The organism is Achromobacter sp. ESBL13 (assembly GCF_036668755.1).
Classification (GTDB): Bacteria; Pseudomonadota; Gammaproteobacteria; order Burkholderiales; family Burkholderiaceae_B; genus Achromobacter.
Genome location: NZ_JAZEVT010000002.1, coordinates 441,157 through 462,813 on the forward strand (window position 1 = coordinate 441,157; position 21,657 = coordinate 462,813).

At 65.5% G+C, this 21,657-nt stretch carries 17 protein-coding genes; 10 read left to right on the top strand and 7 right to left on the bottom strand.

Features of this window, described 5'->3' with window-relative positions; genetic code table 11:
• Positions 1-2: 2 nt before the first annotated feature.
• Together V6F88_RS10840 and V6F88_RS10845 are read right to left on the bottom strand one after the other, a co-directional pair.
• Complete coding sequence (locus tag V6F88_RS10840) at positions 3-776, bottom strand: FHA domain-containing protein (protein ID WP_332609449.1); 774 nt, start codon at positions 774-776, stop codon at positions 3-5.
• 27 nt (positions 777-803) lie between these two features.
• On the bottom strand, positions 804-1,175 hold the full coding sequence (locus V6F88_RS10845; protein WP_332609451.1) for a TssQ family T6SS-associated lipoprotein: 372 nt from the start codon (positions 1,173-1,175) through the stop codon (positions 804-806).
• A gap of 182 nt (positions 1,176-1,357) precedes the next feature.
• Here V6F88_RS10845 and tssJ point away from each other — a divergent pair, with 182 nt between their 5' ends.
• The 6 genes from tssJ to V6F88_RS10875 are packed head-to-tail and all read left to right on the top strand — an operon-like array spanning position 1,358 to position 10,570.
• Positions 1,358-1,864 (top strand): type VI secretion system lipoprotein TssJ, encoded by a 507-nt coding sequence (tssJ, locus tag V6F88_RS10850; RefSeq protein WP_332609453.1) that lies wholly within the window; start codon positions 1,358-1,360, stop codon positions 1,862-1,864.
• 35 nt (positions 1,865-1,899) lie between these two features.
• A complete protein-coding gene (tssK, locus tag V6F88_RS10855) occupies positions 1,900-3,234 on the top strand; it encodes a type VI secretion system baseplate subunit TssK (protein ID WP_332609455.1) in 1,335 nt (444 codons plus the stop codon).
• Between the two features lie 14 nt (positions 3,235-3,248).
• Positions 3,249-4,541, top strand: a complete 1,293-nt coding sequence (locus V6F88_RS10860) for a DotU family type VI secretion system protein (protein ID WP_332609456.1) — start codon at positions 3,249-3,251, stop codon at positions 4,539-4,541.
• On the top strand, positions 4,538-8,164 hold the full coding sequence (tssM, locus tag V6F88_RS10865) for a type VI secretion system membrane subunit TssM (RefSeq protein WP_332609457.1): 3,627 nt from the start codon (positions 4,538-4,540) through the stop codon (positions 8,162-8,164). The genes V6F88_RS10860 and tssM overlap by 4 nt, the downstream gene beginning before the upstream one ends.
• Positions 8,165-8,177: 13 nt before the next feature.
• Positions 8,178-8,894 (top strand): type VI secretion system-associated protein TagF, encoded by a 717-nt coding sequence (gene tagF / locus V6F88_RS10870; protein ID WP_332609459.1) that lies wholly within the window; start codon positions 8,178-8,180, stop codon positions 8,892-8,894.
• A gap of 26 nt (positions 8,895-8,920) precedes the next feature.
• The gene (locus V6F88_RS10875) at positions 8,921-10,570 is read left to right on the top strand and encodes a hypothetical protein (protein ID WP_332609461.1); all 1,650 of its coding nucleotides are present in this window, start codon (positions 8,921-8,923) and stop codon (positions 10,568-10,570) included.
• Between the two features lie 87 nt (positions 10,571-10,657).
• On the opposite strand, the gene lysA is transcribed toward V6F88_RS10875, so the two are convergent.
• Both lysA and lptM read right to left on the bottom strand, forming a co-directional pair.
• The gene (gene lysA, locus V6F88_RS10880) at positions 10,658-11,950 is read right to left on the bottom strand and encodes a diaminopimelate decarboxylase (RefSeq protein ID WP_332609463.1); all 1,293 of its coding nucleotides are present in this window, start codon (positions 11,948-11,950) and stop codon (positions 10,658-10,660) included.
• Complete coding sequence (gene lptM / locus V6F88_RS10885; RefSeq protein ID WP_332609465.1) at positions 11,947-12,204, bottom strand: LPS translocon maturation chaperone LptM; 258 nt, start codon at positions 12,202-12,204, stop codon at positions 11,947-11,949. Before lptM ends, lysA begins: the two co-directional genes overlap by 4 nt.
• Between lptM and cyaY the strand changes: the two genes are divergently transcribed.
• A complete protein-coding gene (gene cyaY, locus V6F88_RS10890) occupies positions 12,155-12,484 on the top strand; it encodes an iron donor protein CyaY (protein WP_332609467.1) in 330 nt (109 codons plus the stop codon). The two genes, lptM and cyaY, sit on opposite strands and share 50 nt — an antisense overlap.
• Positions 12,485-12,545: 61 nt before the next feature.
• Here the strand turns inward: cyaY and V6F88_RS10895 are convergent, their stop codons facing one another.
• Complete coding sequence (locus V6F88_RS10895) at positions 12,546-14,993, bottom strand: penicillin-binding protein 1A (protein ID WP_332609469.1); 2,448 nt, start codon at positions 14,991-14,993, stop codon at positions 12,546-12,548.
• 114 nt (positions 14,994-15,107) lie between these two features.
• On the opposite strand from V6F88_RS10895, the gene V6F88_RS10900 reads away from it, so the two are divergent.
• Genes V6F88_RS10900 through V6F88_RS10910 form a run of 3 tightly spaced genes read left to right on the top strand, consistent with a single transcriptional unit; the run spans position 15,108 to position 17,973 of the window.
• Positions 15,108-15,749 (top strand): shikimate kinase, encoded by a 642-nt coding sequence (locus V6F88_RS10900; protein WP_046802911.1) that lies wholly within the window; start codon positions 15,108-15,110, stop codon positions 15,747-15,749.
• Positions 15,746-16,822, top strand: a complete 1,077-nt coding sequence (aroB, locus tag V6F88_RS10905; protein ID WP_332609470.1) for a 3-dehydroquinate synthase — start codon at positions 15,746-15,748, stop codon at positions 16,820-16,822. The genes V6F88_RS10900 and aroB overlap by 4 nt, the downstream gene beginning before the upstream one ends.
• A gap of 5 nt (positions 16,823-16,827) precedes the next feature.
• Entirely contained in the window at positions 16,828-17,973 is a 1,146-nt protein-coding gene (locus V6F88_RS10910; protein WP_104142497.1) for a deoxyguanosinetriphosphate triphosphohydrolase, read from the top strand.
• Positions 17,974-18,031: 58 nt separating this feature from the next.
• Here V6F88_RS10910 and V6F88_RS10915 read toward each other — a convergent pair whose 3' ends face one another.
• Positions 18,032-18,694, bottom strand: a complete 663-nt coding sequence (locus V6F88_RS10915; RefSeq protein ID WP_332609472.1) for a glutathione S-transferase family protein — start codon at positions 18,692-18,694, stop codon at positions 18,032-18,034.
• A gap of 47 nt (positions 18,695-18,741) precedes the next feature.
• A complete protein-coding gene (gene uvrA, locus V6F88_RS10920; protein WP_442880283.1) occupies positions 18,742-21,597 on the bottom strand; it encodes an excinuclease ABC subunit UvrA in 2,856 nt (951 codons plus the stop codon).
• Between the last annotated feature and the right edge of the window lie 60 nt (positions 21,598-21,657).

A 21,657-nucleotide genomic window follows, 5' to 3' on the forward strand; every position in this document is an offset into this window, starting at 1 on the left:
CGCTAGCGGTCGGTGTCGTCCGGCGCTTTCTTCACGGGGGCGGGCCGCATGAAGCCGCCGATTTCACGCAGGTGGTCAGCGGCGGCGCGGCCATCCGTGGCATCGCGCGGGCCGCGCAAGGCGTCGTCCACGGGGTGGGTCCGGTGGTCGGCCAGCGGGTCGTGGGCGGGCAGCGTGGACGGTGTGCCTTCGGCAAAGACGCTGGGCGAGCCATCATTGGGCGCGTCGAACAGCGCCAGCGGATCAGTGACCGGGCGCGATACGGACGCGTCGCCGCGGGGCAGGTGACGCAGCGGGTCGTCGGGGTTGCGCACGGCGGCGGAATCCAGGTCGAAGGGGTGGGTGGATACGTCGGGCGCGCTGCCCACGGGCAAGGTGCCGGGGCCGATCAGGTCGCTGAAGATGTCTTCGATGTCGGGGGCGGCGGCGGGCGCGGCGTCGGGCTCGGTTGCGGCGAACGTGACGGGGTCCGCCCGCAGGCGGTAGGCGCCGATTTCCAGCTCGTCGCCCGGCATCAAGGGCAGTTCCTGATCGCGTTCAACCCGTTGCCCGTTGACGCGCACGGTGCTCATGCTGCTCAGGTTCAACAGAAAGCCAGTGTCGCCCGCGTCGTGGACGCGCAGTACCGCTTGCACCCGGCAGATCTCGCCCGCGGCGTCGGGCAGGCTCAGCTGATTCTCGGGGCCGCGGCCCACCGTGCCACCGGGCGCCGTGAATTCGGCGTGGATGGGTTCGAAAGCCGGGTCGCCGGCACGTTGGAACACCGTGAGCTTCATGCCTTTCTCCTTGGCGTGGGCGGCGCGTCAGCGGGCCTGGGCTGCCTTGGCCGCCTTGAAGACCGGGCCCCATTGGGGATGCCCCGCTTCGTTGGGCGCAAGTTCGAACGAGGGTTGCAATTGCAGGATGCGGGTGAAGCTCTCTTCGCAAAGCTGGTGGTAGCCAATGACGCAGTAGCTGAAGGCTTGCAGCTTCAAGGCCTCGATGCGCACGGGCGTCGGCGCGGTGGCCAGGGCATCGGACGTGGCCACGGTGCGCGCAACGTCGCCGAAGCGGCTGGCGGCGTACTCGTTGCGCACTTCCTGCAGCGCTTCGGCGGCTTGCGGGGACGGCGAGGAACTACAGGCCGCGAGCACCGCAAGAATGGCGATCAGGCTAAGACGAACGGGCTGTTTCATGGCGCGGGCGTGTCGATACACGAGGAAAGTGGCTCGGTTATTCCGCCGATGATAGCGGCCCGGCGCGTAGGGGTTGCGTCGTGGCGTAACAGACGTGTGTGTTTTATTTCCGAGGGCTTATGAACGGTCTTTCTTACGGGACAAGCTTGCCCAGGGGGCGCGCGCCAGGGCGCTGGCTGCGCATGGCGGCATGTTTGGCGGCCGGGGCGCTGATCGTCGGGTGCTCGTCGACCGCCAAGCGCGTGCCCGCGCCTTACGCCATCGAACTGCGCGCCGACCCGAAGGTAAACGCCAGTGCCAGCGGCAGGCCGTCGCCGGTGCAAGTGACCATTTATGAACTGAAGTCCGCCAGCACTTTCCAGGCCAGCGACTTTTTCACCTTGCAGGCCGATGCGCGCGCGGCGTTGGGCACAGAGCTGCTCAACACCGAACAGGTGATTTTGCGCCCGGGGGACACGAAGGTGCTGCATTACCCCGGCAATCCGGACGCGCGCGTGGTGGGCGTGGTGGCCGCATACCGGGATCTTGAACAAAGCAAATGGCGTCTGCTGGTGTCGCTGCCCGAGCCGCAGAACACGAATATCTACAAGGTCTGGCAGTTTTCACCGAACGAGGAGACGGTGAAAGTGGCCGTGACGCGCGCCGGCCTGGAAGAAGTGGACCGCAGCCGTTCGTGGTGGCCCTTCTAGCAACAGAATTCAAATCAGAACAAGAGAACCTGAGCATGGTGAGCAGAGACAAAGTGATCTGGTCGGAGGGCATGTTCCTGCGGCCGCAGCATTTCCAGCAGTTGGAGCGTCATGTACTGCATGCGGCAACGCAGCGTGCGGTGGCGGCGCAGGGGTTCTTCTGGGGCTTTTCGCATCTGTCGTTGGACCGCGAAGCACTGGCGATCGGCAAGCTGGTGCTGAGCGACGCCTCGGGCGTTATGCCCGACGGCACGCCGTTCGACTTTTCCGTGCCGGCCGCCGCGCCCGCCGCGCTGGAGGTGCCTGCGCGAGCGCGTGACGCGCGCGTCATGTTGGCGATTCCGCGTACGCGCCCCGGCGCCACCGATGTCGTCTACGAAGGCGAAGAAGACACCCTGGCGCGCTATCTCGTGCACGAGGCCGATGTGGAAGACACCGGCTCGGTAGCGCTGGAACCCGCCCTGCTGCAATTGGGCCGCCTGCGGTTGCGGCTGATGCTGGAAGACGAGCTTACCGACGATTGGCTGGGCCTGGGCGTTGCGCGCGTGGTGGAGCGGCGGCCCGACAACCGCATCGTGCTTGACGACGGCTACGTGGCGCCGTGGCTGGCGGCGGGTGAACATCCCGTGCTGCGCGGGTGGGTCAACGAACTGTATGGCCTGCTGGGTGCGCGTAGCGAAGCCTTGGCCGCGCGGCTGTCGCAGCCCGGTCGTGGCGGCGTGTCCGAGGTGTCCGACTTCATGTTGCTGGAAACCGTCAACCGTTATGTGGGGGCGCTTTGGCATGCACGCCAGAGCGCGGGCCAGCATCCCGAGCGCCTGTTCCACGATTGGCTGATGCTGGCTTGCGACCTGTCCACCTTCACGTCGGCAACACGGCGCCCGGAGGTGTTGCCCGAGTACGTGCATGACGATCTGCAAAACACATTCGCGCCACTGATGCACGAGTTGCGCCGGTCGCTGTCCGCGGTGCTTGAGCAGCGCGCGTTGCAGATCCCGCTGCAAGACCGGGGCCAGGGCGTACGCGTGGCGCAGATTGCCGACGCCGAGCTGCTGAAAACGGCCGGCTTCGTGCTGGCGGTGCACGCGGACATGGGCACGGACACCGTACGCGCGCGCTTTCCCGCGCAGGTCAAGATCGGCCCGGTCGAACGCATCCGCGATCTGGTGCACTTGCAACTGCCGGGCGTCGCGGTGCGCGCATTGCCGGTGGCGCCGCGCCAGATTCCCTACAGCGCCGGGCATGTGTATTTCGAATTGGATAAAAGCGGCGAGTTCTGGAAGCAGCTGGAGCGCACCGGCGCGCTGGCCTTGCATCTGGCGGGCGATTTCCCCGGCCTGACGATGGAGTTCTGGGCGTTGCGGGACTGAACGCGGAGACAGCTATGCATGCATCGGACCACACCCTGTCCGCCCCGCCGGGAAGCCTGGGCGACACGCCCGGCCAGGCCTCCAGCCGGTTGCGGCCTCATGACTATGTCATCAGCGGCGCCAACCCGCTGGTGGCGGCGGCCAACCCCTTGCTGGACTTGATTCCGCAACTCCGTGCCACCGCGTCGCACCCGTCGCCCGCGATGCTGCGGGAGCACTTGCTGGACGAGATCCGTCAGTTTGAGTTGCGCGCACAGCAGGCGGGCATTTCCAACGAAACGATCCTGGGCGCGCGCTACTGCCTGTGCACGGCGTTGGACGAAGCCGCCGCCTTGACCCCGTGGGGCGGGGGCGGGGTGTGGTCCGCCCACAGCCTGCTGGTGACCTTTCACAACGAGACTTGGGGCGGCGAGAAATTCTTCCAGCTGCTGGCCAAGCTATCGCAAAACCCGGCGCAACACCTGGACCTGCTTGAACTGCTGTATTACTGCCTGCTGCTGGGTTTTGAAGGCCGCTACCGCGTGATGGACAACGGCCGTTCGCAACTGGAAACGCTGCGCCAGCGCTTGCTGCGCATCCTGCGTGGCGCGCGCGGCGAGTACGCGCTTGCCTTGTCGCCACATTGGCGCGACGAGCCCGCGCAAACGCCGCTGCGGCGTTTGCCCGTGCCGCTGTGGGTCTTCGGCGCGTTGGCCGCCGTGCTGGCGCTGGCCTTGTATTGGGGGCTGGGATGGCGGCTAGGCAGCCAGTCGGACGGCGTGTTCGCGTCCATCAGCCAGCTCAAGCCGCCTGTCGTGCAAATCGCGCCGGCGGTGGTGAAGCGGCCCGCGCCCGCGCCGCGCCTGGCGGTGTTTCTGGCGCCCGAAATACGCGACCAGCTGGTCAGCGTGCGCGACGAAGTGGACCGCAGCGTGGTGGTGCTGCGCGGGGACGGCGTGTTCGAGTCCGGTGCCAGTTCCGTTCGCGATCAGTACCTGCCCGTGCTGTCGCGCGTGGCGGACGCGCTGCGCGAGACGCAGGGCAGCATTCTGGTACGCGGGTATTCCGACAACATCCCGATGCGCAGCGCGCGCTTTCCGTCCAACTGGCATCTGTCGCAAGCCCGCGCCGACGCCGTCAAGGACATGCTGGAACAACGCCTGGGCCAATCGGCTTCGGCGCGCGTACGGGCGGAAGGGCGTGGGGACGCGGACCCGGTCGCGCCCAACGATACGGCGGCGGGTCGCGCGCTGAACCGCCGTGTGGAGATCACGGTGCTGGTGCCGCCCACGCCGCATGAAAGCGACGCACAAGGAGGCAAGGAATGATCTACCGATTGTTCGGATGGTTCTTCAGCCGGCGCGTGTGGAATTTCCTGGGCCTGGTGGCGCTGGCGCTGCTGATCTGGATTGCAGGGCCGCTGATTGCGGTGGGGGCCGTACGGCCGCTGGAAAGCCAGACGGTGCGCATCATCGTCATCGCGGTCATGTTCGCCATATGGCTGCTGCGCTGGGTGTGGCGCAAGTGGCGGGAAGGGCGCTTGAACGCGCAACTGCTTGGCCAACTGCGTCCCCGGCCGCGCGCCGAAAAGGCCGTGCAAGACGTTGCCGAGAACGACGAGATCCGCCAGCTGGAAGCGCGGTTTGACGAAGCCGTCGAGCTGCTGCGCAAGACGCGCTTCGAGAATCGCGGCAAGCGCCGTCCGCTGGATCGGTTCTCGAAACAATATCTGTATCAGCTGCCCTGGTACGTCATCATCGGCGCGCCGGGGGCGGGCAAGACGACGGCGCTGGTGAACTCGGGCTTGAACTTCCCGTTGGCCGAGCGCTACGGCAAGGTCGCCTTGCGCGGGGTGGGCGGCACGCGCAATTGCGATTGGTGGTTTACCGACGACGCGGTGCTGCTGGATACGGCGGGGCGCTACACCACCCACGAAAGCGACCCCACGGGTGACGAGGAAGAGTGGCGCGGCTTTCTTCGCCTGCTGACCAAGTACCGTGGCCGGCAGCCGATCAACGGCGCCATGTTGACGGTCAGTGTCGAAGACCTGTTGTCGGCATCCGATGCGCAGCGTGCGCAGCACGCGGCGGTGCTGCGGCGCCGCTTGCAGGAACTACGCGAGCAGCTGGGCATCGCGTTTCCGGTCTACGTGCTGGTGACAAAGACGGATCTGTTGTCCGGCTTCGAAGAGTACTTTGCGTCGTTCAGCCGCGATGAGCTGGCGCAGGTGTGGGGCTTTACCTTGCCCTACGCGCGCACGCAGGAGCCTGACTTCGATTTGTACGACGCCTTCCATGCCGAATACGGGCTGCTGCAACGGCGGCTGGATGACGCCTTGCCGGAAGTGGTGGCCGCCGAGGAAGACCCTGCGCGACGCGCACTGGCCTACATGCTGCCGCAGCAGTTTGCCGGGCTGCAAAACATCCTGGGCCATTTCCTTAGCGACGTGTTCGCTACGTCGAAGTTTGAAGCGCGCGTCATCCCGCGTGGCGTGTACTTCACCAGCGGCACGCAGGGTGGAGAAACCTTCGACCAGGTAACCGGGCATCTGAAGCGCTACCTGCGCATCGATGGTGCGGCCACGCCCGCGCCCAGCGTGCCGGGCGAAGGCGAGGGCCGCAGCTACTTCCTGAAGAACCTGCTGCGCGATGTCATCTTCCGTGAAGCGGGCCTGGCGGGCCGTAACCTGCGCTGGGAACGCCGCTATCGGCAATTGCACTGGGCGGGTTACGGACTGGTCACGGCGATGTTCGTGGCGCTGATTGCCGGCTGGGCCTTCAGCTATCGCAACAACTCGGCGTATGTGGATGAAGTGGCGCGGCGCGTGCCGGCCGTGGAAAAGCTGACGCGCGACATCAAGATCACGCGCACGGGCGATCTGCTGGGCTTGATGCCCTTTCTGGACAGCCTCTGGTATCTGCCCCGACACGAGCGCTTTGAGATCGACTCGCCGCCGCTGGCGTACCGCTTCGGGCTCTATCAGGGCTTCAAGCTGCAAGCCGCCGCGCAGGGCGTGTACGACAACACGCTGGATCAGGTGCTGTTGCCGCAAGTGGCGCGGCGTGTGGAAGCGGCGTTGCGGGATGCCTCGGCAAGCGACCTGGAGTATTCCTACGAGGCGTTGCGCGCTTATCTGATGTTGTACGAGGCGGACCGCTATGACGCCGAATTCATGCATGCGTGGCTGTTGTCGGACATGCAATCGACGTTGCCTGACGGGTACACGCGCCGCCAGTACGAACAGCTGTCGCTGCACTTGCGCCACCTGACGCAGGGCCACGTGCTGGCCTCGCCGTTTCCGAAGGACGAGGCACTGGTGGCGCAGGCGCGCGAGAAGCTGGCGCGCTACACGCTGGCGCAGCGCGCCTACAGCCGCTTGCGCCGCACGCTTGCCAACACCGACATCGCGCCCGAGAACACCGCGGTGACCCTGGGCGGCGCGCAGGCCAGCGCCGTTTTCGTGCGCAAGAGCGGCAAGCCGTTAAGCCAGGGCATCCCGTCGCTGTACAGCTATCGCGGTTATTGGGACGTGTTCAACAAACGGGTGTCCAGCGTGGCCGAGGTGCTGCGGTCAGACGATGCGTGGATCTTGAACATTCCGGCCCCCGGCGTGTTGGACCAGGCGGCGCAGCGCCAATTGGTGGCGGGTATCAAGCGCTTGTACATGAATGATTATGTGGCGCAGTGGGATGGCTATCTGAATGACTTGCAGCTGGCGCCCAGCAAGTCGTTGCTGCAAAACATCCAGATGGCTCGCACCTTGTCAGCGCCGGAATCGCCGCTGGTGCAACTGGTGCGCGGGGTCGCGCGCGAGACCTCTTTGCTGCGCGATTCCGCCAAGGACGAGCGATCGCTGGTGGACCAGGCGCGCGATCGTGTCGGCAGCACGCGCGAGGCGCTGGAGCAGATGTTCGGCCCGACGGGGCCGGGCGCGGCCGCGCGCGCGGATGCGTCGGATGAAAAGCTGGAACGTATCGTTGACCAGTACTTCGAGCCCTGGCGCCGGCTGGCGCAGAACGATGGTGGGGCGGCCGGCGCCGCGCCGCCCATTGCCGCGACCACGGGGCTGATCAATGAGCTTTATACCTATCTGACGGCGGCCGACGCGGCGCTGCGCAGCGGCAGCCCGACTCCGAGTTCGGATTCGGTGACCAAGCTGCGCGCCGAAGCCGGACGCCTGCCCGGCCCGTTGCGGGACGTGCTCAACGCCTTGTCGGTGAACGCATCGGGCGAGGTGTCGGACGTGGCCCGCGCGCGCATGGGCGAGACGGTGTCGGCCACCATCGGCGTGTTCTGCGGGCAATCGGTGGCGGGACGCTACCCGTTTTCCAGCCGATCCACGCGTGACGTTGCCCCCAACGACATGGCGCGGCTGTTCGGGCCGAACGGCATGATGGACGACTTTTTTCAGAAGAACCTGGCAACGCAGATCGACGTGTCCGGGCCGCGCTGGCGCTTCAAGCCCGGTGTCGATGGCCGCTCGGGGGGCAGCTCGGCCACGCTGGACGCGTTTCAACGCGCGGGCGTCATCCGCGATGTGTACTTCATGGCGGGCAACCCCATGCCGTCGTATCGCGTGGCGATCCGGCCGGTGGAGATGGACGCGGGCATCACGCAGTTCGTGATGGACGTGGATGGCCAATCGGTGCGCTACGCGCATGGTCCGCAGGTGGCGACCACGGTGCAGTGGCCCGGGCCGCGTGGCAGCAACCAGGTGCGTATCGAATTGACGCCGCAAGTTGGCGCGGCGGGCCTGACAACGTCAGGCCCGTGGGCGCTGAATCGCATGCTGGACCGTGCGCAGTTGCAACGCGGCCCGTCGCCGGAGATCACGTTGGCCACGTTCGACCTGGGCGGGCGCAAGGTGGTGCTGGAGATCACGGCCAGCAGCGTCAAAAGCCCTTTTCATCTAGCCGAGATGCAGGGTTTCGCCTGCCCCGGCGCGTCGTGACCGGGACATCGACATGGAGCTTGGCGTGGAGAACGGGCAAGTTGGCTGGTACGGAAAGATCCCCGCCGCAGGCGACTTCGTGCATCGGCGGCTGCCGCGTGAACTGATTGCGTGGTGGGACCACTGGTTGCAGTTCGGGCTGGTGGCGTTAAAGCAGGCGCCGGATGCAGCGGCGGCGCGCAGCTTTGCTTCTGCGCCTATCTGGAATTTTGCGATTCCAGCCGGGCCCGGCGCCGGCGTGGCGCAGCTGGGATGCATCACGCCAAGCCGCGACCGCGTGGGGCGTGGCTATCCCCTGTGTGTGGTCGCGGCGCTGCCGCCCGCGCAGTATCACAGCAGCATGCTGGATGGCGCCGGCGACTACTACCGTCAAGTGGGCACCAGCATGTTGGCCGCCGTGCGCCATGGCTGCGCGCCGGAACAGTTTGACCGCAGCCTTCAGCAAGTGCGCATGCCCTCGGTCGCGCCCAGCGTCGCCACGCCGCGGGCGGGCAACGACATCATGGACATCTTGCGGTCTGGGCTGGACGCGGAATCCGCGCCCTTGGCTCGCCGCGCCTTGAACGCGTGGCCCGATCTGCCGTTTTGCTTCAACCCCAGCTCGCACACCAGCTATTGGTGGACCAACCAGGCGGACGGCGCTGCGTTGCAAACCTATGTACATGGCGGCGCGCTGAACGCCACCTTGTTCGCCAGGCTGTTCTCGTCCCTGCCCACGTGGCGGCCATGAGTCTGATCATTCCCGGAGGACCGCGCATGACGACCGCTTCCATCACGCCGCCGGATCTGGGCGGGGCTGGCATACCTGTCGCGCCTTGCGACCCGCGCCTGGCTGATTTGCTGCGCTGGCCGCCGGGCCGCAAGCGTCAGGACGAGATCACGCGCATTGTCGCGGGGCTGGCCGCGTCCCTGGCGTCGCTGCATGCGGCGGGTCGGGTGCATGGTGGCATCCATCCGGGGGCGGTCGCGTTCGATGGCGGGGGTTTGGGGGACCCGACCATCGGTAGCGCTGCGATGGGCGTGGCCATGTTGGCGACGGCGCCCTTGGCGCTCGCGCCCGATGCCGAGGACGCGCCCCGGCATGCCGGTTATGCGGCCTTCGAGCAGTACACGGACGATCCGGCGTATGCCTGCGGACCGTGGACCGATGTGTACGGTCTGGCGGCGCTGGCCTACTTCCTGGCCACCGGCAGCGCGCCACCAAGCGCGCTGGCGCGCCGCGTACGCGATGATTGCCTGCCGCTGGAGGAATGGGGCGCCAGAGACCACGACGGCGCGTTTTGCGACGCAGTGGATAGCGGCTTGGCGATGGCGATGCACGCAAGACCGCAAACGGCGCAAGCGTTCGCGGCAGCAATAGGAGCGCAACCGCTACGCACGTCGCCGATATTGCCCGTCGTGTCGCCGACGATGACCACGCCTGCCGACGTCAACACGCCGCCGCCGACGACCGCGCCGACGCCAGAGGCGACCGCGCCCTTGACGCAGACGGCCGCGCCTGCGGTAGACGCGACGATGCCTGTGTCGCGGTCGGCTCCTCTCGAAGCGCAGGCAGGCCCGCGTGTCGCGCAGACGGCGCGCGAGCTTCCACGTCACCGTCCGCGCGTCTTGCCGTGGATCGCGGCATGCGTCTTATTGCTGGTGGGCGGCGGATACGCCTGGGTTCGCATGACGTCCACACCTATTGATCTGGCCGGTACGCCCGAAGCTTCGGCGCCAACGCCCCAGGCGTCGCCCACCGTGACAGCCTCCGCTCCAGCGCCTGCCCCTGCGCCGACCCCGGACCGGGTGCCGGCGCCGCAGCAACCTCTGGCGGCGACGCCTCAGCCGCCGCAGGTACCTCAGCCCGCGCCTGCGACCCAGGCAGCGCAGGCGTCTCCGCCAGCTCCTGCCACTGAACTGCCGCGGGTGTCTCATCCTGCGCCAGCAACTGAGCCACCGCAGATACCTCAGCCCGCGCCCTCGAATGAGCCATCGCCGGCTTCTCAGCCCACGCCTGCAACGCCGTCGCCCGGTGTGGAATCGGCCTCCAGTGGCGGCGCGCCTACCTCGGCGTCTGATGGCAGTGCGAGCAATATCGACGCCGCATCCGCATCCACAGCCGCGTCCACAGCCGCATCCACAGCCGCATCCACAGCCGCATCCACAGCCGCGCCCACCACTGCCACGCCCCCCCCGGCCGCGCCGCCGAAGGCCGCGCCTGTTTCGGTGCGCGTTGCCGTGCGTCCGTGGGGAGAAGTCCTGATCAACGGCCGTTCACGCGGGGTTAGTCCGCCCTTGCGGGAGCTGTCCCTGACGCCAGGACGCTATCAGGTCACGGTGCGCAATGCGTCGGCGGGTGAGCATCGCATGACCTTGACGGTTGCGGCGGACAAGCCGGCCGCGATCTCGCACGAGTTCAAGTGACACGCATCGGTCCGGTGTAATGGAAACCGCCCAGACGGATGACAAGCGCCCGGGCGGCGGGACGCCTCCCGCCGCCCGGGCGTACGTTCAAGGCAGCGTGGACTCGCCCTTGAGCAGGTCGTCCAGCGTCTCGCGCTGGCGCACCACGTGGTAGTGGTCGCCATCGACCATGACTTCGGCCGCACGGGCGCGCGTGTTGTAGTTGCTGGCCATGGCCATGCTGTAGGCGCCTGCGGATTCCACCGCCAGCACGTCGCCTTGCTGGATGGCCAACGCGCGCCCCTTGGCCAGCCAGTCCGCGCTTTCGCATACTGGCCCGACGATGTCGTATTCCACCTGATCACCGGCGCGCGGGCGTAGCGGCTGTACGCCGTGATAGGCCTCGTAAAGCGCGGGGCGCAGCAGATCGTTCATGGCGGCATCGACGACCGCGAAATTGCGCGCCCGGGAATGCTTCAGATATTGGACCGTGGTCAGCAGCATGCCCGCATTGCCCACCAGCGAACGGCCGGGCTCCAGCACCAGATGCAGATGCCCGTGGCCGCGCGCGTTCAGCCGTTCGAATACCCGGTCCAGCAACGCCTTGGGTGACGGCGGCGTCTCGTCCGTATAGCGGATGCCCAGCCCACCGCCCAAATCCAGATGGGCGATGCGGATGCCTTCGCGATCCAACGCGTCGATCAGGTCCAGCAGCTTTTCCAGCGCATCGAAATAGGGACTGATATCGGTCAGCTGCGAGCCGATGTGGCAGTCCACGCCTACGATGTCCAGGCCAGGCAACTCGCGCGCGACGCGATAAACGTCCAGCGCCGATTCGATGGCGATGCCAAACTTGTTTTCTTTCAGGCCGGTGGATATATAGGGATGCGTTTGCGCATCCACATCCGGGTTCACGCGCAGTGACACCGGCGCGCGCAAGCCCATATCCTGCGCCACCTCGGACAGGCGGCGCAATTCGTCTTCCGATTCGACGTTGAAGCACTTCACCCCCGCGACCAGCGCGTCGCGCATTTCCCAGGCTTGCTTGCCCACGCCGGAAAACACGATCTTGGAGGGCTCGGCTCCCACCGCCAGCGCGCGCTTGAGCTCGCCGCCGGAAACGATGTCGAAGCCCGCGCCCAACCGCACGAATTCCTTGAGCACCGCCAGATTCGAGTTTGCCTTCATCCCGTAGCAAACCAGCACGGGCAGCGGCCCGATGGCGCTGCGATAGGTTTCCCAAGCGGCCTTGAGCGCCGCGCGGGAATAGACGTACAGCGGGGTGCCTAGCCCATGCGCCAGATGGTCCAGCGGCACATCCTCGGCGTACAGTACGTTATTGCGGTACTGGAAATAGGGATGGCCGGCCAACTCCGGCGGCAGGGGAAAGGCTGTCGTCATGGGATCGAAGGAGGAGGAGGGATCTGCGGCGCGGGCTGCGAACGCGACGGCGGCTTGCCGTCGGGCGTCGGCATGTATAAAGGCCCCTTGTAGCCGCATGCCGCCACCATGCCGGAGGCCACAAGCGTGGCTACAATGCGAAGAGCCATGCGGCTGAATGCCAATTGGAACACTGGGAACTCCGTAATTCTTGCAGGCTCGATTATGACCGAAACCGAATTTCTTGCGTTGATCGACCAGGTGCTGGACAGCATCGAAAGCCAGGCCGACGACTGGGCGGCTTCGCTCGACGTCGACGTGGAAACCACCCGCAGCGGCAATGTCCTGACCATGGTTTTCGAAGACAACACCCATGTCGTCGTGAACAGCCAGGCCGCCATGCAGGAACTGTGGGTAGCCGCCCGCACCGGCGGCTTCCACTACCGCTACGACGGCCAACATTGGAACGACACCCGTGGCGGCCCGCAACTGCCGGACGCCCTGTCGCAAATCTGCTCGGGTGCGGCCGGGGTGCCGGTTACGCTGAAACTATAAAGCTGCTGATCCGGCACACGGCAAATAAAAAGGCCGGCCTATACAGGCCGGCCTTTTTTCATCAGAACGGTATCTTCTGCGACCACGGGGCCGCGTTTTGCGTTCCCACGCCCGGCGCCACCTTGATCTTCGTATCCGGGCTACTGCTGCCGCCCAGGCCGTTCAGGAATTCGCCCAGCGTGTCGGCTTCGGCCAGCCCCAGGCGGGCCACGGCCTGTCCGGGCGGGAATTCAGAGAAGTAGAACTCGCCGTTTTCCACGATCAGGCCATCGGGGCGGGGGCGCGGCTTTTCTTCCGGCACGCCCTTGAGCACGTCTTGCATGTAGTCGACCCAGATCGGCATGGCGACGCCGCCACCGGTCTCGCGTGAGCCCAGCGATTTGGGCTGGTCAAAGCCCAGCCACGACGTTGCCACCAGGTTCGGCGTGTAGCCCGAGAACCAGGCGTCCACGGATTCGTTGGTGGTGCCGGTCTTGCCGGCGATGTCGTTGCGCTTGAGCAGCGCGCGGGCACGCGCGGCCGTGCCGTAGGTGGCCACGCCGCGCAGGATGTCGTCCATGACCCAGGCGGTGCGCGGGTCAATGGCGCGGGCCGCCGCGTCGCCAGCCACTACGGGCTTGGACTGCATGATGACCTTGCCGCTGCTGTCGGTGACGCGGTCGATCAGGTAGGGCGTGACGCGGTAGCCGCCGTTGGCGAACACCGAGAACGCGCCGGCCAGTTGCAGTGGCGTGACACTGCCTGCGCCCAGCGCCAGCGGCAGCACGGCAGGCTGACGCGCCTTGTCGAAGCCGAAGCGGGTCAGGTAGTCCTGTGCGTACTGCGGGCCAATGGCTTGCAGGATGCGGATCGACACCATGTTCTTGGACTTGTACAGGCCCTGGCGCAAGGTCAGCATGGGCTCGTATTGATTGCCGTAGTTCTTGGGATTCCAGGCTTTCGAGCCGGTTTGCGCCGCCGTCAGTTCGAACGGTTGGTCGGAAATCTGCGTGGCCGGCGTCAGGCCCCGCTCAAGCGAAGCCGCGTAGATGAAGGGCTTGATGTTCGAGCCCGGCTGGCGCCACGCTTGCGTCACGCGGTTGAAATTGCCGCGATAGAAATCGAAACCGCCGATCATCGCGCGGATGGCGCCATCCTGCGGCGATAGCGCCACGAAGGCTGCCTGCACCGACGGCAGGTTGATGATTTCCCAGTTGTCGCCGAACTTGCGGATGTAGACCACCGAGCCGCGCTTGATGCGTTGTTCGGGCTTGGCCTTGTCGTTCAGTGCGCGGGCAACAACGCCCAGCACTTTCTTGTCGGTGACGGTGATGATCTCGCGCGAGCTGCGCGCCAGTTTCACTTCGGTGGGGCTGGCCGACAGCACCAGCGCGGTCAGCAGGTCGCCGCTGTCGCTGAATTTGTCGAACACGCCGTCCAGGAATTCGTCCAGCGCGGCCGGGTTGTTCTCGGTGCCCGGGGGCAGGTCCAGCTGTTCTTCGGGGCCGGGGTAGGGCGCGCGGCGCGTGTATTCCAGCACGCCCTCGCGCACGGCGCGATAGGCGGCTTCCTGGTCCTTGGACTGCACGGTCGTGTAGATATTGATGCCGCGCGAATAGACGTTGTCCTGGTACACGTTATAGAGCAGCTGGCGTGCCAATTCCGCCACATATTCGCCGTGAATCGAATAGCCGCCCGCTGGCGTGCCTTCGGCCGACTTCATGATGATGGGCTGCGCCATGGCCTGCTTGTATTCCGGCTCGGTCAGGTAGCCCAGCGACTGCATCCGCCCCAGCACGTAACGCTGGCGCAGTTCGGCGCGCGGGCGGTTCGAAATCGGGTTGAAGCGCGAAGGCGCCTTCGGGATGCCGGCCAGCATGGCGGCTTCGGCGGGGGTCACTTCCGACAAGGGCTTGCCGAAGTACGTACGCGACGCGGCGGCGAAACCGTAAGCGCGGTGGCCCAGGTAGATTTGGTTCATGTAGAGCTCAAGGATCTGGTCCTTGGTCAGCTCGGACTCAATCTTGAACGTCAGCAGCAGTTCGTAGAACTTGCGCGAATAGGTCTTTTCCGACGACAGGTAGAAATTGCGCGCCACCTGCATCGTGATCGTGCTGGCGCCCTGCGTCTTGGACATGTTGATCAGGTTGGTCAGGCCCGCCCGCACCACGCCCGTCCAGTCGATACCGCCGTGCTGGTAGAAGCGGTCGTCTTCCGCCGCCAGCACCGCCGACTTCATGACGTCGGGAATTTCATTGAAACGCAGCACGTTGCGGCGTTCTTCGCCGAATTCCCCGATCAGCACGCGGTCGGCCGTGTACACGCGCAGCGGCACCCGCGGGCGGTAGTCCGTCATGGCGTTCAAGTCGGGCAGGTTCGGCCAGGCCAGCGCCAGCGCCATTCCGGCCAGCAGTACGCCGCACAGGAACAGGCCGGCAAAAAGGATGCCGGTTTTTACGAAGAATCGCAGGATCGGGGAGCCGCTCTTGGCGGGTTTGTCTTTCTTGGAGGAATTCTGGGGCTTGCTCATCGCGGCGATTTTACGGGTATCTCCGGTCCCATCTCAGCGAGAGGGATCGGTTTCTGTAACAAGATTGTTCTGTGTGGTGCGCGGGCAACTGGCGGCAGATGTGATAATGCCGACATGAACTTTTCCGCCCATTCATGTCCGGAGGCTGACCCGGACCCAGCGCCCTCCGACCAGGGGCCTGACCACGTGCCTTGCGCCATCGAGTGCACAGGCAAGACCGTGCCATTGCCGCATGACCTGCCCGTGTTCCTGGTGGGAATGATGGGCGCGGGCAAGACCACCATAGGCCGAAGCCTGGCGCGTGCGCTGGGGCGCGAGTTTATGGATCTGGATCATGAGCTCGAGGCGCGTTGCGGCGTTCGGGTGCCGGTTATCTTCGAAATTGAGGGCGAAGCCGGTTTTCGTCGCCGAGAGTCCGCCGCCTTGGAGGAGTGTACCCAACGGCGCAACATTATTCTTGCCACCGGTGGCGGCGCCATCCTGGCAAGTGAAAACCGCCAGCGCCTGCGCGAGCGCGGAATCGTCATCTATTTACGGGCCAGCGTGGACGAATTGTTCCGCCGTACCTGCCGCGACCGCAATCGCCCGTTGCTGGCCACCGCCGACCCGCGCGGCACCCTGCGGGACCTGATGACCCTGCGGGAGCCCCTTTATAAAGAAGTCGCCGATCTGGTTGTGGAAACCGGGGCCATGCCCATCCACACGCTGGTCAAGGCGCTGCTGCCGCAATTACAAGCCTTCGAGAAGCGCATATGAACGTTGTTGACGTCGACACCCCGGGCGGAAGCTACCCGATCCACATCGGCCCTGGCCGTCTTGATGCCCTGGACCAGTGCATACCCGCCGACGCCACCGCGATCGCGGTCGTGACCAACCCGACGGTGGCCGCCCTGTACGGCGAGCGTGCCGAGGCCGCGCTGGCCCGCACCGGCAAGCGCGTGTTGCGCATCGAACTGCCGGATGGCGAGGCCTACAAAGACTGGCAGTCGCTGAACCTGATTTTTGATGCCCTGCTGAGCCATCGCCTGGACCGCCGCTGTGTGCTGGTGGCGCTGGGCGGCGGCGTCATCGGCGACATGACGGGGTTTGCCGCCGCCGTGTACATGCGCGGCGTGCGCTTCGTGCAAGTGCCCACGACGCTGCTGGCCCAGGTGGATTCATCCGTGGGTGGCAAGACGGCCGTGAACCATCCGCTGGGCAAGAACATGATCGGCGCGTTCTATCAGCCGGTTGCCGTCGAGATCGATACCAACGTGCTGAACACGCTGCCCGCGCGCGAAGTCTCCGCCGGGCTGGCCGAAGTCATCAAGTACGGCCTGATCCTTGACCCGGACTTCTGGACCTGGTGCGAAGATAACGTGCAAAAACTGCGCGCGCTGGACCAGCAGGCCGTCGCCTACGCCATTCGCCGCTCTTGCGAACTGAAGGCGCAGGTGGTGGGCAAGGACGAACGCGAATCCGGCCTGCGCGCCATCCTGAACCTGGGCCACACCTTTGGTCACGCCATTGAGTCCGGCCTGGGCTATGGCGCCTGGCTGCATGGCGAGGCCGTGGGTTGCGGCATGGTGCAGGCGGCTGAGTTGTCGGCCGATGTGGCCGGCTTCAAGCGGGACGACGTGCAACGCGTGCGCGCGCTGGTGGCCGCAATCGGCTGCCCCGTGGTGGCGCCCGACCTGGGCGCCGACCGCTGGCTGGACCTGATGCAGGTCGACAAGAAGACCGAAGGCGGCTCGATCCGCTACGTGCTCATGCCGCGCATAGGCCAAGCGCTGATGCGCGCGGCCCCGGACGAAGCGGTGCGAGCCGTCTTGTCCCGAACCACCCAGTAACCGCGATGGAGACGGTGTTGCAGATGAAAGAGCTGGCTTCCTACGCATCCGACCCGTCCCAATCGCGCGGTCGGGCTTATGCCGAACCACCGCCCGAAAACCGGACCGAGTTTCAGCGTGACCGTGACCGCATCGTCCATTCCGGCGCCTTTCGTCGGTTGGAATACAAGACGCAGGTCTTCGTCAACCATGAAGGCGATCTGTTCCGCACGCGTCTGACGCACAGCCTGGAAGTGGCGCAGATCGCGCGCACGCTGGCTCGTAGCCTGGGGCTGTCCGAAGACCTGACCGAAGCCATTTCACTGGCGCACGATCTTGGCCACACACCCTTTGGCCACGCCGGCCAGGACGAACTGAATGCCTGCATGCGCGAGCTGGCGCCCGAGGCCGGCGGCTTCGAGCACAACCTGCAAAGCCTGCGTGTGGTGGACGAGCTTGAAGAACGCTATGCGGACTTCAACGGCCTGAACCTTTGCTTTGAAACGCGCGAAGGCATCCTTAAGCATTGCTCGGCCGCGCATGCGCGCCAGCTGGGTGATGTGGGCGAGCGTTTCTTGAACCGCACGCAGCCGTCCTTGGAAGCGCAGCTGGCCAACCTGGCCGACGAAGTGGCCTACAACAACCACGATATCGACGACGGCCTGCGTTCCGGCTTGATCACGCTGGAGCAGCTACAGGACGTGTCGATCTTTGAACGCCACCATGCCCAAGTGCTGGACCGCTATCCCGGCCTGGCGCCGCGCCGCGCGGTGGCCGAGACGATCCGCCGCATGATCAACACCTTGATTGTCGACTTGACGCAGACGTCGCTGGCCCGCATTCGTGACGCGGCCCCGACCAGCGTTGACGATGTGCGCCGCGCACCGCCTTTGGCCGGTTTTTCGGACGAGATCCGGCGCGAGGCCGACGCGCTGAAGAAGTTCTTGTTCGACAACTTGTACCGGCATTACCAGGTGCTGCGCATGACCGCGAAGGCGCGCCGTATCGTGCGCGAAATGTTCGCGGCGTTCCTGGATGATCCGCGTCTGTTGCCGCCCGACTACCGGCGTGAGGCATTCAATGAACAGGCCCGCGCCATTTCGGATTACATCGCCGGCATGACCGACCGCTACGCCATTCGCGAGCATAAACGGCTGTTTGAAATGGGCTAAGCGGTGCCGCTGGCGTTGCCGGGCCGCCGTACCGCGGCCCGCGCCGCATTGCGCCTGCTCAGCGATGCGTGCGGTACGGCTCGTCTTCCGGCACGAACGTCGCTTCCGCGCGCGCGTCGCGTATCCATTCCTGCATGGCCGGCAGCGCAATCACCGCGTCCATGTAATCGCGCACGGCGCCCGTCGCGGCCACGTTGTACGTGGTAAAGCGTGACACCACCGGCGCATAGAACGCGTCGGCAATTGAAAACTGACCGAACAGGAACGGCCCACCCTGGCCGAACTGCGCGCGCGTGTCGCGCCAGATGGCTTGCACGCGTTCGATGTCTTGCCGCGCGGCCTCGGGCACGTCGATGTCCGGCAGACGCGCTTCGATATTCATCGGCATCGTGTTGCGCAGCGCCGTAAAGCCGCTGTGCATTTGCGCCACAATCGACCGCGCCCGCGCGCGCGCCTTAGCCTCCCGCGGCCACAGGGCCGCGTCGGGGTGCTGTTCAGCCGCGTATTCGCAGATGGCCAGCGAATCCCACACGGCGAAGTCACCGTCCAGCAGCACCGGCACCAGGCCGGCGGGCGACACCGCCGCCACTTGGCGCGTAAACGCCTCCGTGAAGAAACCGAGCTTTTGCTCACTGAATGCGATGCCTGCCGCGCGTAGCGCCAGCCACGGCCGCAAGGACCACGATGAGTAATTCTTGTTGCCGATGATCAGGGTGTACATAGTGCGGTTTCCGCCGTAACGTGTGCTTCGATTAGGTGCGCTTCGATTTACCTGCCTGCGTTGCGGCGCAGCAGCTTGCCCAGATATTGCCCCGTGTGGCTGGCCTTCGTGTTGGCAACATCCTCGGGTGTGCCCTGTGCCACGACATAGCCGCCGCCGTCGCCGCCTTCCGGGCCCATGTCGATCAGCCAGTCCGCCGTTTTGATGACGTCCAGGTTGTGCTCGATGATCAGTACGGTATTGCCGCTGTCGACCAGCTGGTTCAGCACCTGCAACAGCAGTTCGATGTCGCGGAAATGCAGGCCGGTGGTGGGTTCGTCCAGGATGTACAGCGTGCGCCCGGTGCTACGGCGCGACAGTTCCAAAGACAGCTTCACGCGCTGCGCTTCGCCGCCCGACAAGGTGGTGGCGCTTTGGCCTAGCCGGATATAAGACAGGCCGACATCGATCAGCGTATGCAGCTTGCGCGAGATCGCCGGCACGGACTCGAAATATTCCAGCGCCTGTTCGACCGTCAAATCCAGCACTTCGCTGATGTTGCGGCCCCGGTAGCGGATTTCAAGCGTTTCGCGGTTGTAGCGCTTGCCGTGGCACACGTCGCAAGGCACGTACATGTCGGGCAGAAAGTGCATTTCAACCTTGACCACGCCGTCGCCCTGGCACGCTTCGCAGCGGCCACCCTTGACGTTGAAACTGAACCGGCCCGGGTCATAGCCCCGCGTACGCGCTTCCGGCACGCCCGCGAAGAGTTCGCGGATGGGGGTGAACAGCCCGGTGTAAGTCGCCGGGTTGCTGCGCGGCGTGCGGCCGATGGGGCTTTGGTCGACGCTGATGATCTTGTCGAAGTTCTCCAGCCCTTGCATCGACACGTAGGGGGCGGGTTCGCTTTGCGCGTGATGCAGCTGGCGCGATACCGCGACCGCCAACGTGTCGTTGATCAGCGTGGACTTGCCGGAACCGGACACGCCCGTGACGCAGACGAGGCGGCCGGCCGGCACGCGCAGTTCCACGTCTTTCAGGTTATTGCCGCTGGCGCCGGTCAAGGTCAGCCACGGCAGTTCGTCGTTGACCGGGCGGCGCGGCGGAATCGCGATCTCGCGCGCGCCACTCAAGTACTGGCCCGTCAGCGAGTTCGGATCGCGCTGCACCGTTTCAGGATCGCCCTGCGACACGACTTCGCCGCCGTGCTCGCCCGCGCCCGGACCCATGTCGACCACCCAGTCCGCCATGCGGATCATGTCTTCGTCGTGCTCGACCACGATGACGCTGTTGCCCAGGTCTCGCAGGTGTTGCAGGGTGCCGATCAAGCGGTCGTTATCGCGTTGGTGCAGGCCGATGGATGGCTCGTCCAGCACGTACATGACGCCCGTCAGGCCGGAACCGATCTGGCTGGCCAGGCGTATGCGCTGGGCCTCGCCGCCCGAGATGGTGTCGGCGCTGCGGTCCAGCGACAGATAGTTCAAGCCCACGTTGTTCAGGAAACTGAGCCGCGCTTCGATTTCGCGCACGATGCGCTGCGCGATTTCCTGCTTGGCGCCCGTCAGGCTCAGGTCACGGAACCAGGCCAGGCAGCTGGACAGCGGCATGGCCTCGACTTCATAAATGGCTTGGCCGTGGCGCTCGCCGCCGCGCGGATCGTGGCCGATCAACACGTTGCGGGCTTCGGGGCGCAAGCGCGAGCCGGCGCAGTCCGGGCAGGTCTTGATGTTGCGGTACTTGCCCAGTTCTTCGCGCACGGTCGCGGAATCCGTTTCGCGCCAGCGGCGTTCCAGGTTCGGGATGACGCCTTCGAAGGTGTGGCGCTTGACGGTGCTGCGGCCCTTTTCGTTCAGGTAGAGGAACGAAATTTCTTCTTCGCCCGACCCGTACAACACCTTGTCGCGCAGGGTTTCGGGCAGCTCTTCAAACGGGGCTTCAATGTCGAATTCGTAATGCGCCGCCAGGCTGGTCAGCAGCGAATGCGTGAAGGCGTTGCGGCGGTCCCAACCACGGATGGCGCCGGCGGCCAGACTTAGTTCGGGGAAAGCCACGACCCGCTTGGGGTCGAAAAAACCCACTTGGCCGATGCCGTCACAGCTGGGGCAAGCGCCCATCGGGTTGTTGAAGCTGAACAGGCGCGGTTCCAGTTCAGGCAGGCTGTGGCTGCACACCGGGCAGGCGTAGCGGCTGGAGAAAACCTGCTCGTGTTCGCTGTCCATGTCCAGCGCCAGCGCGCGCCCATCCGCCAGTTGGAGCGCGGTTTCAAAGCTCTCCGCCAGGCGCTGCTTGCTTTCCGGCTTGATGCGCAGCCGGTCGATGACGACGTCGATGTCGTGCTTTTCGGTTTTCTTCAACGGCGCCATGCCGTCGATTTCCATCAGTTGCCCGTCTACCCGCAGCCGCACATAGCCTTGCGCCTGCAAGCTGGCGCATTCGTCCTCGAAGCTGCCTTTCTTGCCGCGCGCGATGGGCGCCAGCACGGCCAGCCGCGTTTCGGGCGTCCAGCCCAGCACCGCGTCAACCATCTGGCTGACGGACTGCGCCTGTAGCGGCAGGCCGTGATCGGGGCAGTAGGGCGTGCCGACCCGCGCATACAGCAGGCGCAGGTAGTCGTGGATTTCGGTAATGGTGCCGACGGTGGAACGCGGGTTGTGGCCCGCGGCCTTTTGCTCAATAGAGATGGCCGGCGACAACCCTTCGATCAGGTCGACGTCCGGCTTGTCCATCAGCTGGAGAAATTGGCGGGCATACGCGGACAGGCTTTCCACATAACGTCGTTGGCCCTCCGCGTACAGCGTATCGAACGCCAGCGAAGACTTGCCGGAGCCGGACAAGCCGGTGACGACCACCAGTTTGTGGCGCGGCAGGTCCAGCGAAACGTTCTTGAGGTTGTGGGTGCGTGCACCCCGTATGCGTATTGTCACGTCGATCGGGTGTCCATCAGGCTCTTTTAAGCGGTTTCAAAGGCCAACTTGTTACTATAG

Bases quoted from the DNA above. Each gene is read 5' to 3' on its own strand.
- V6F88_RS10840 (WP_332609449.1), bottom strand. From the start codon at position 776: ATGAAGCTCACGGTGTTCCAACGTGCCGGCGACCCGGCTTTCGAACCC.
- V6F88_RS10845 (WP_332609451.1), bottom strand. From the start codon at position 1,175: ATGAAACAGCCCGTTCGTCTTAGCCTGATCGCCATTCTTGCGGTGCTC.
- tssJ (WP_332609453.1), top strand. From the start codon at position 1,358: ATGGCGGCATGTTTGGCGGCCGGGGCGCTGATCGTCGGGTGCTCGTCG.
- tssK (WP_332609455.1), top strand. From the start codon at position 1,900: ATGGTGAGCAGAGACAAAGTGATCTGGTCGGAGGGCATGTTCCTGCGG.
- V6F88_RS10860 (WP_332609456.1), top strand. From the start codon at position 3,249: ATGCATGCATCGGACCACACCCTGTCCGCCCCGCCGGGAAGCCTGGGC.
- tssM (WP_332609457.1), top strand. From the start codon at position 4,538: ATGATCTACCGATTGTTCGGATGGTTCTTCAGCCGGCGCGTGTGGAAT.
- tagF (WP_332609459.1), top strand. From the start codon at position 8,178: ATGGAGCTTGGCGTGGAGAACGGGCAAGTTGGCTGGTACGGAAAGATC.
- V6F88_RS10875 (WP_332609461.1), top strand. From the start codon at position 8,921: ATGACGACCGCTTCCATCACGCCGCCGGATCTGGGCGGGGCTGGCATA.
- lysA (WP_332609463.1), bottom strand. From the start codon at position 11,950: ATGACGACAGCCTTTCCCCTGCCGCCGGAGTTGGCCGGCCATCCCTAT.
- cyaY (WP_332609467.1), top strand. From the start codon at position 12,155: ATGACCGAAACCGAATTTCTTGCGTTGATCGACCAGGTGCTGGACAGC.
- lptM (WP_332609465.1), bottom strand. From the start codon at position 12,204: ATGCTGTCCAGCACCTGGTCGATCAACGCAAGAAATTCGGTTTCGGTC.
- V6F88_RS10895 (WP_332609469.1), bottom strand. From the start codon at position 14,993: ATGAGCAAGCCCCAGAATTCCTCCAAGAAAGACAAACCCGCCAAGAGC.
- V6F88_RS10900 (WP_046802911.1), top strand. From the start codon at position 15,108: ATGAACTTTTCCGCCCATTCATGTCCGGAGGCTGACCCGGACCCAGCG.
- aroB (WP_332609470.1), top strand. From the start codon at position 15,746: ATGAACGTTGTTGACGTCGACACCCCGGGCGGAAGCTACCCGATCCAC.
- V6F88_RS10910 (WP_104142497.1), top strand. From the start codon at position 16,828: ATGGAGACGGTGTTGCAGATGAAAGAGCTGGCTTCCTACGCATCCGAC.
- V6F88_RS10915 (WP_332609472.1), bottom strand. From the start codon at position 18,694: ATGTACACCCTGATCATCGGCAACAAGAATTACTCATCGTGGTCCTTG.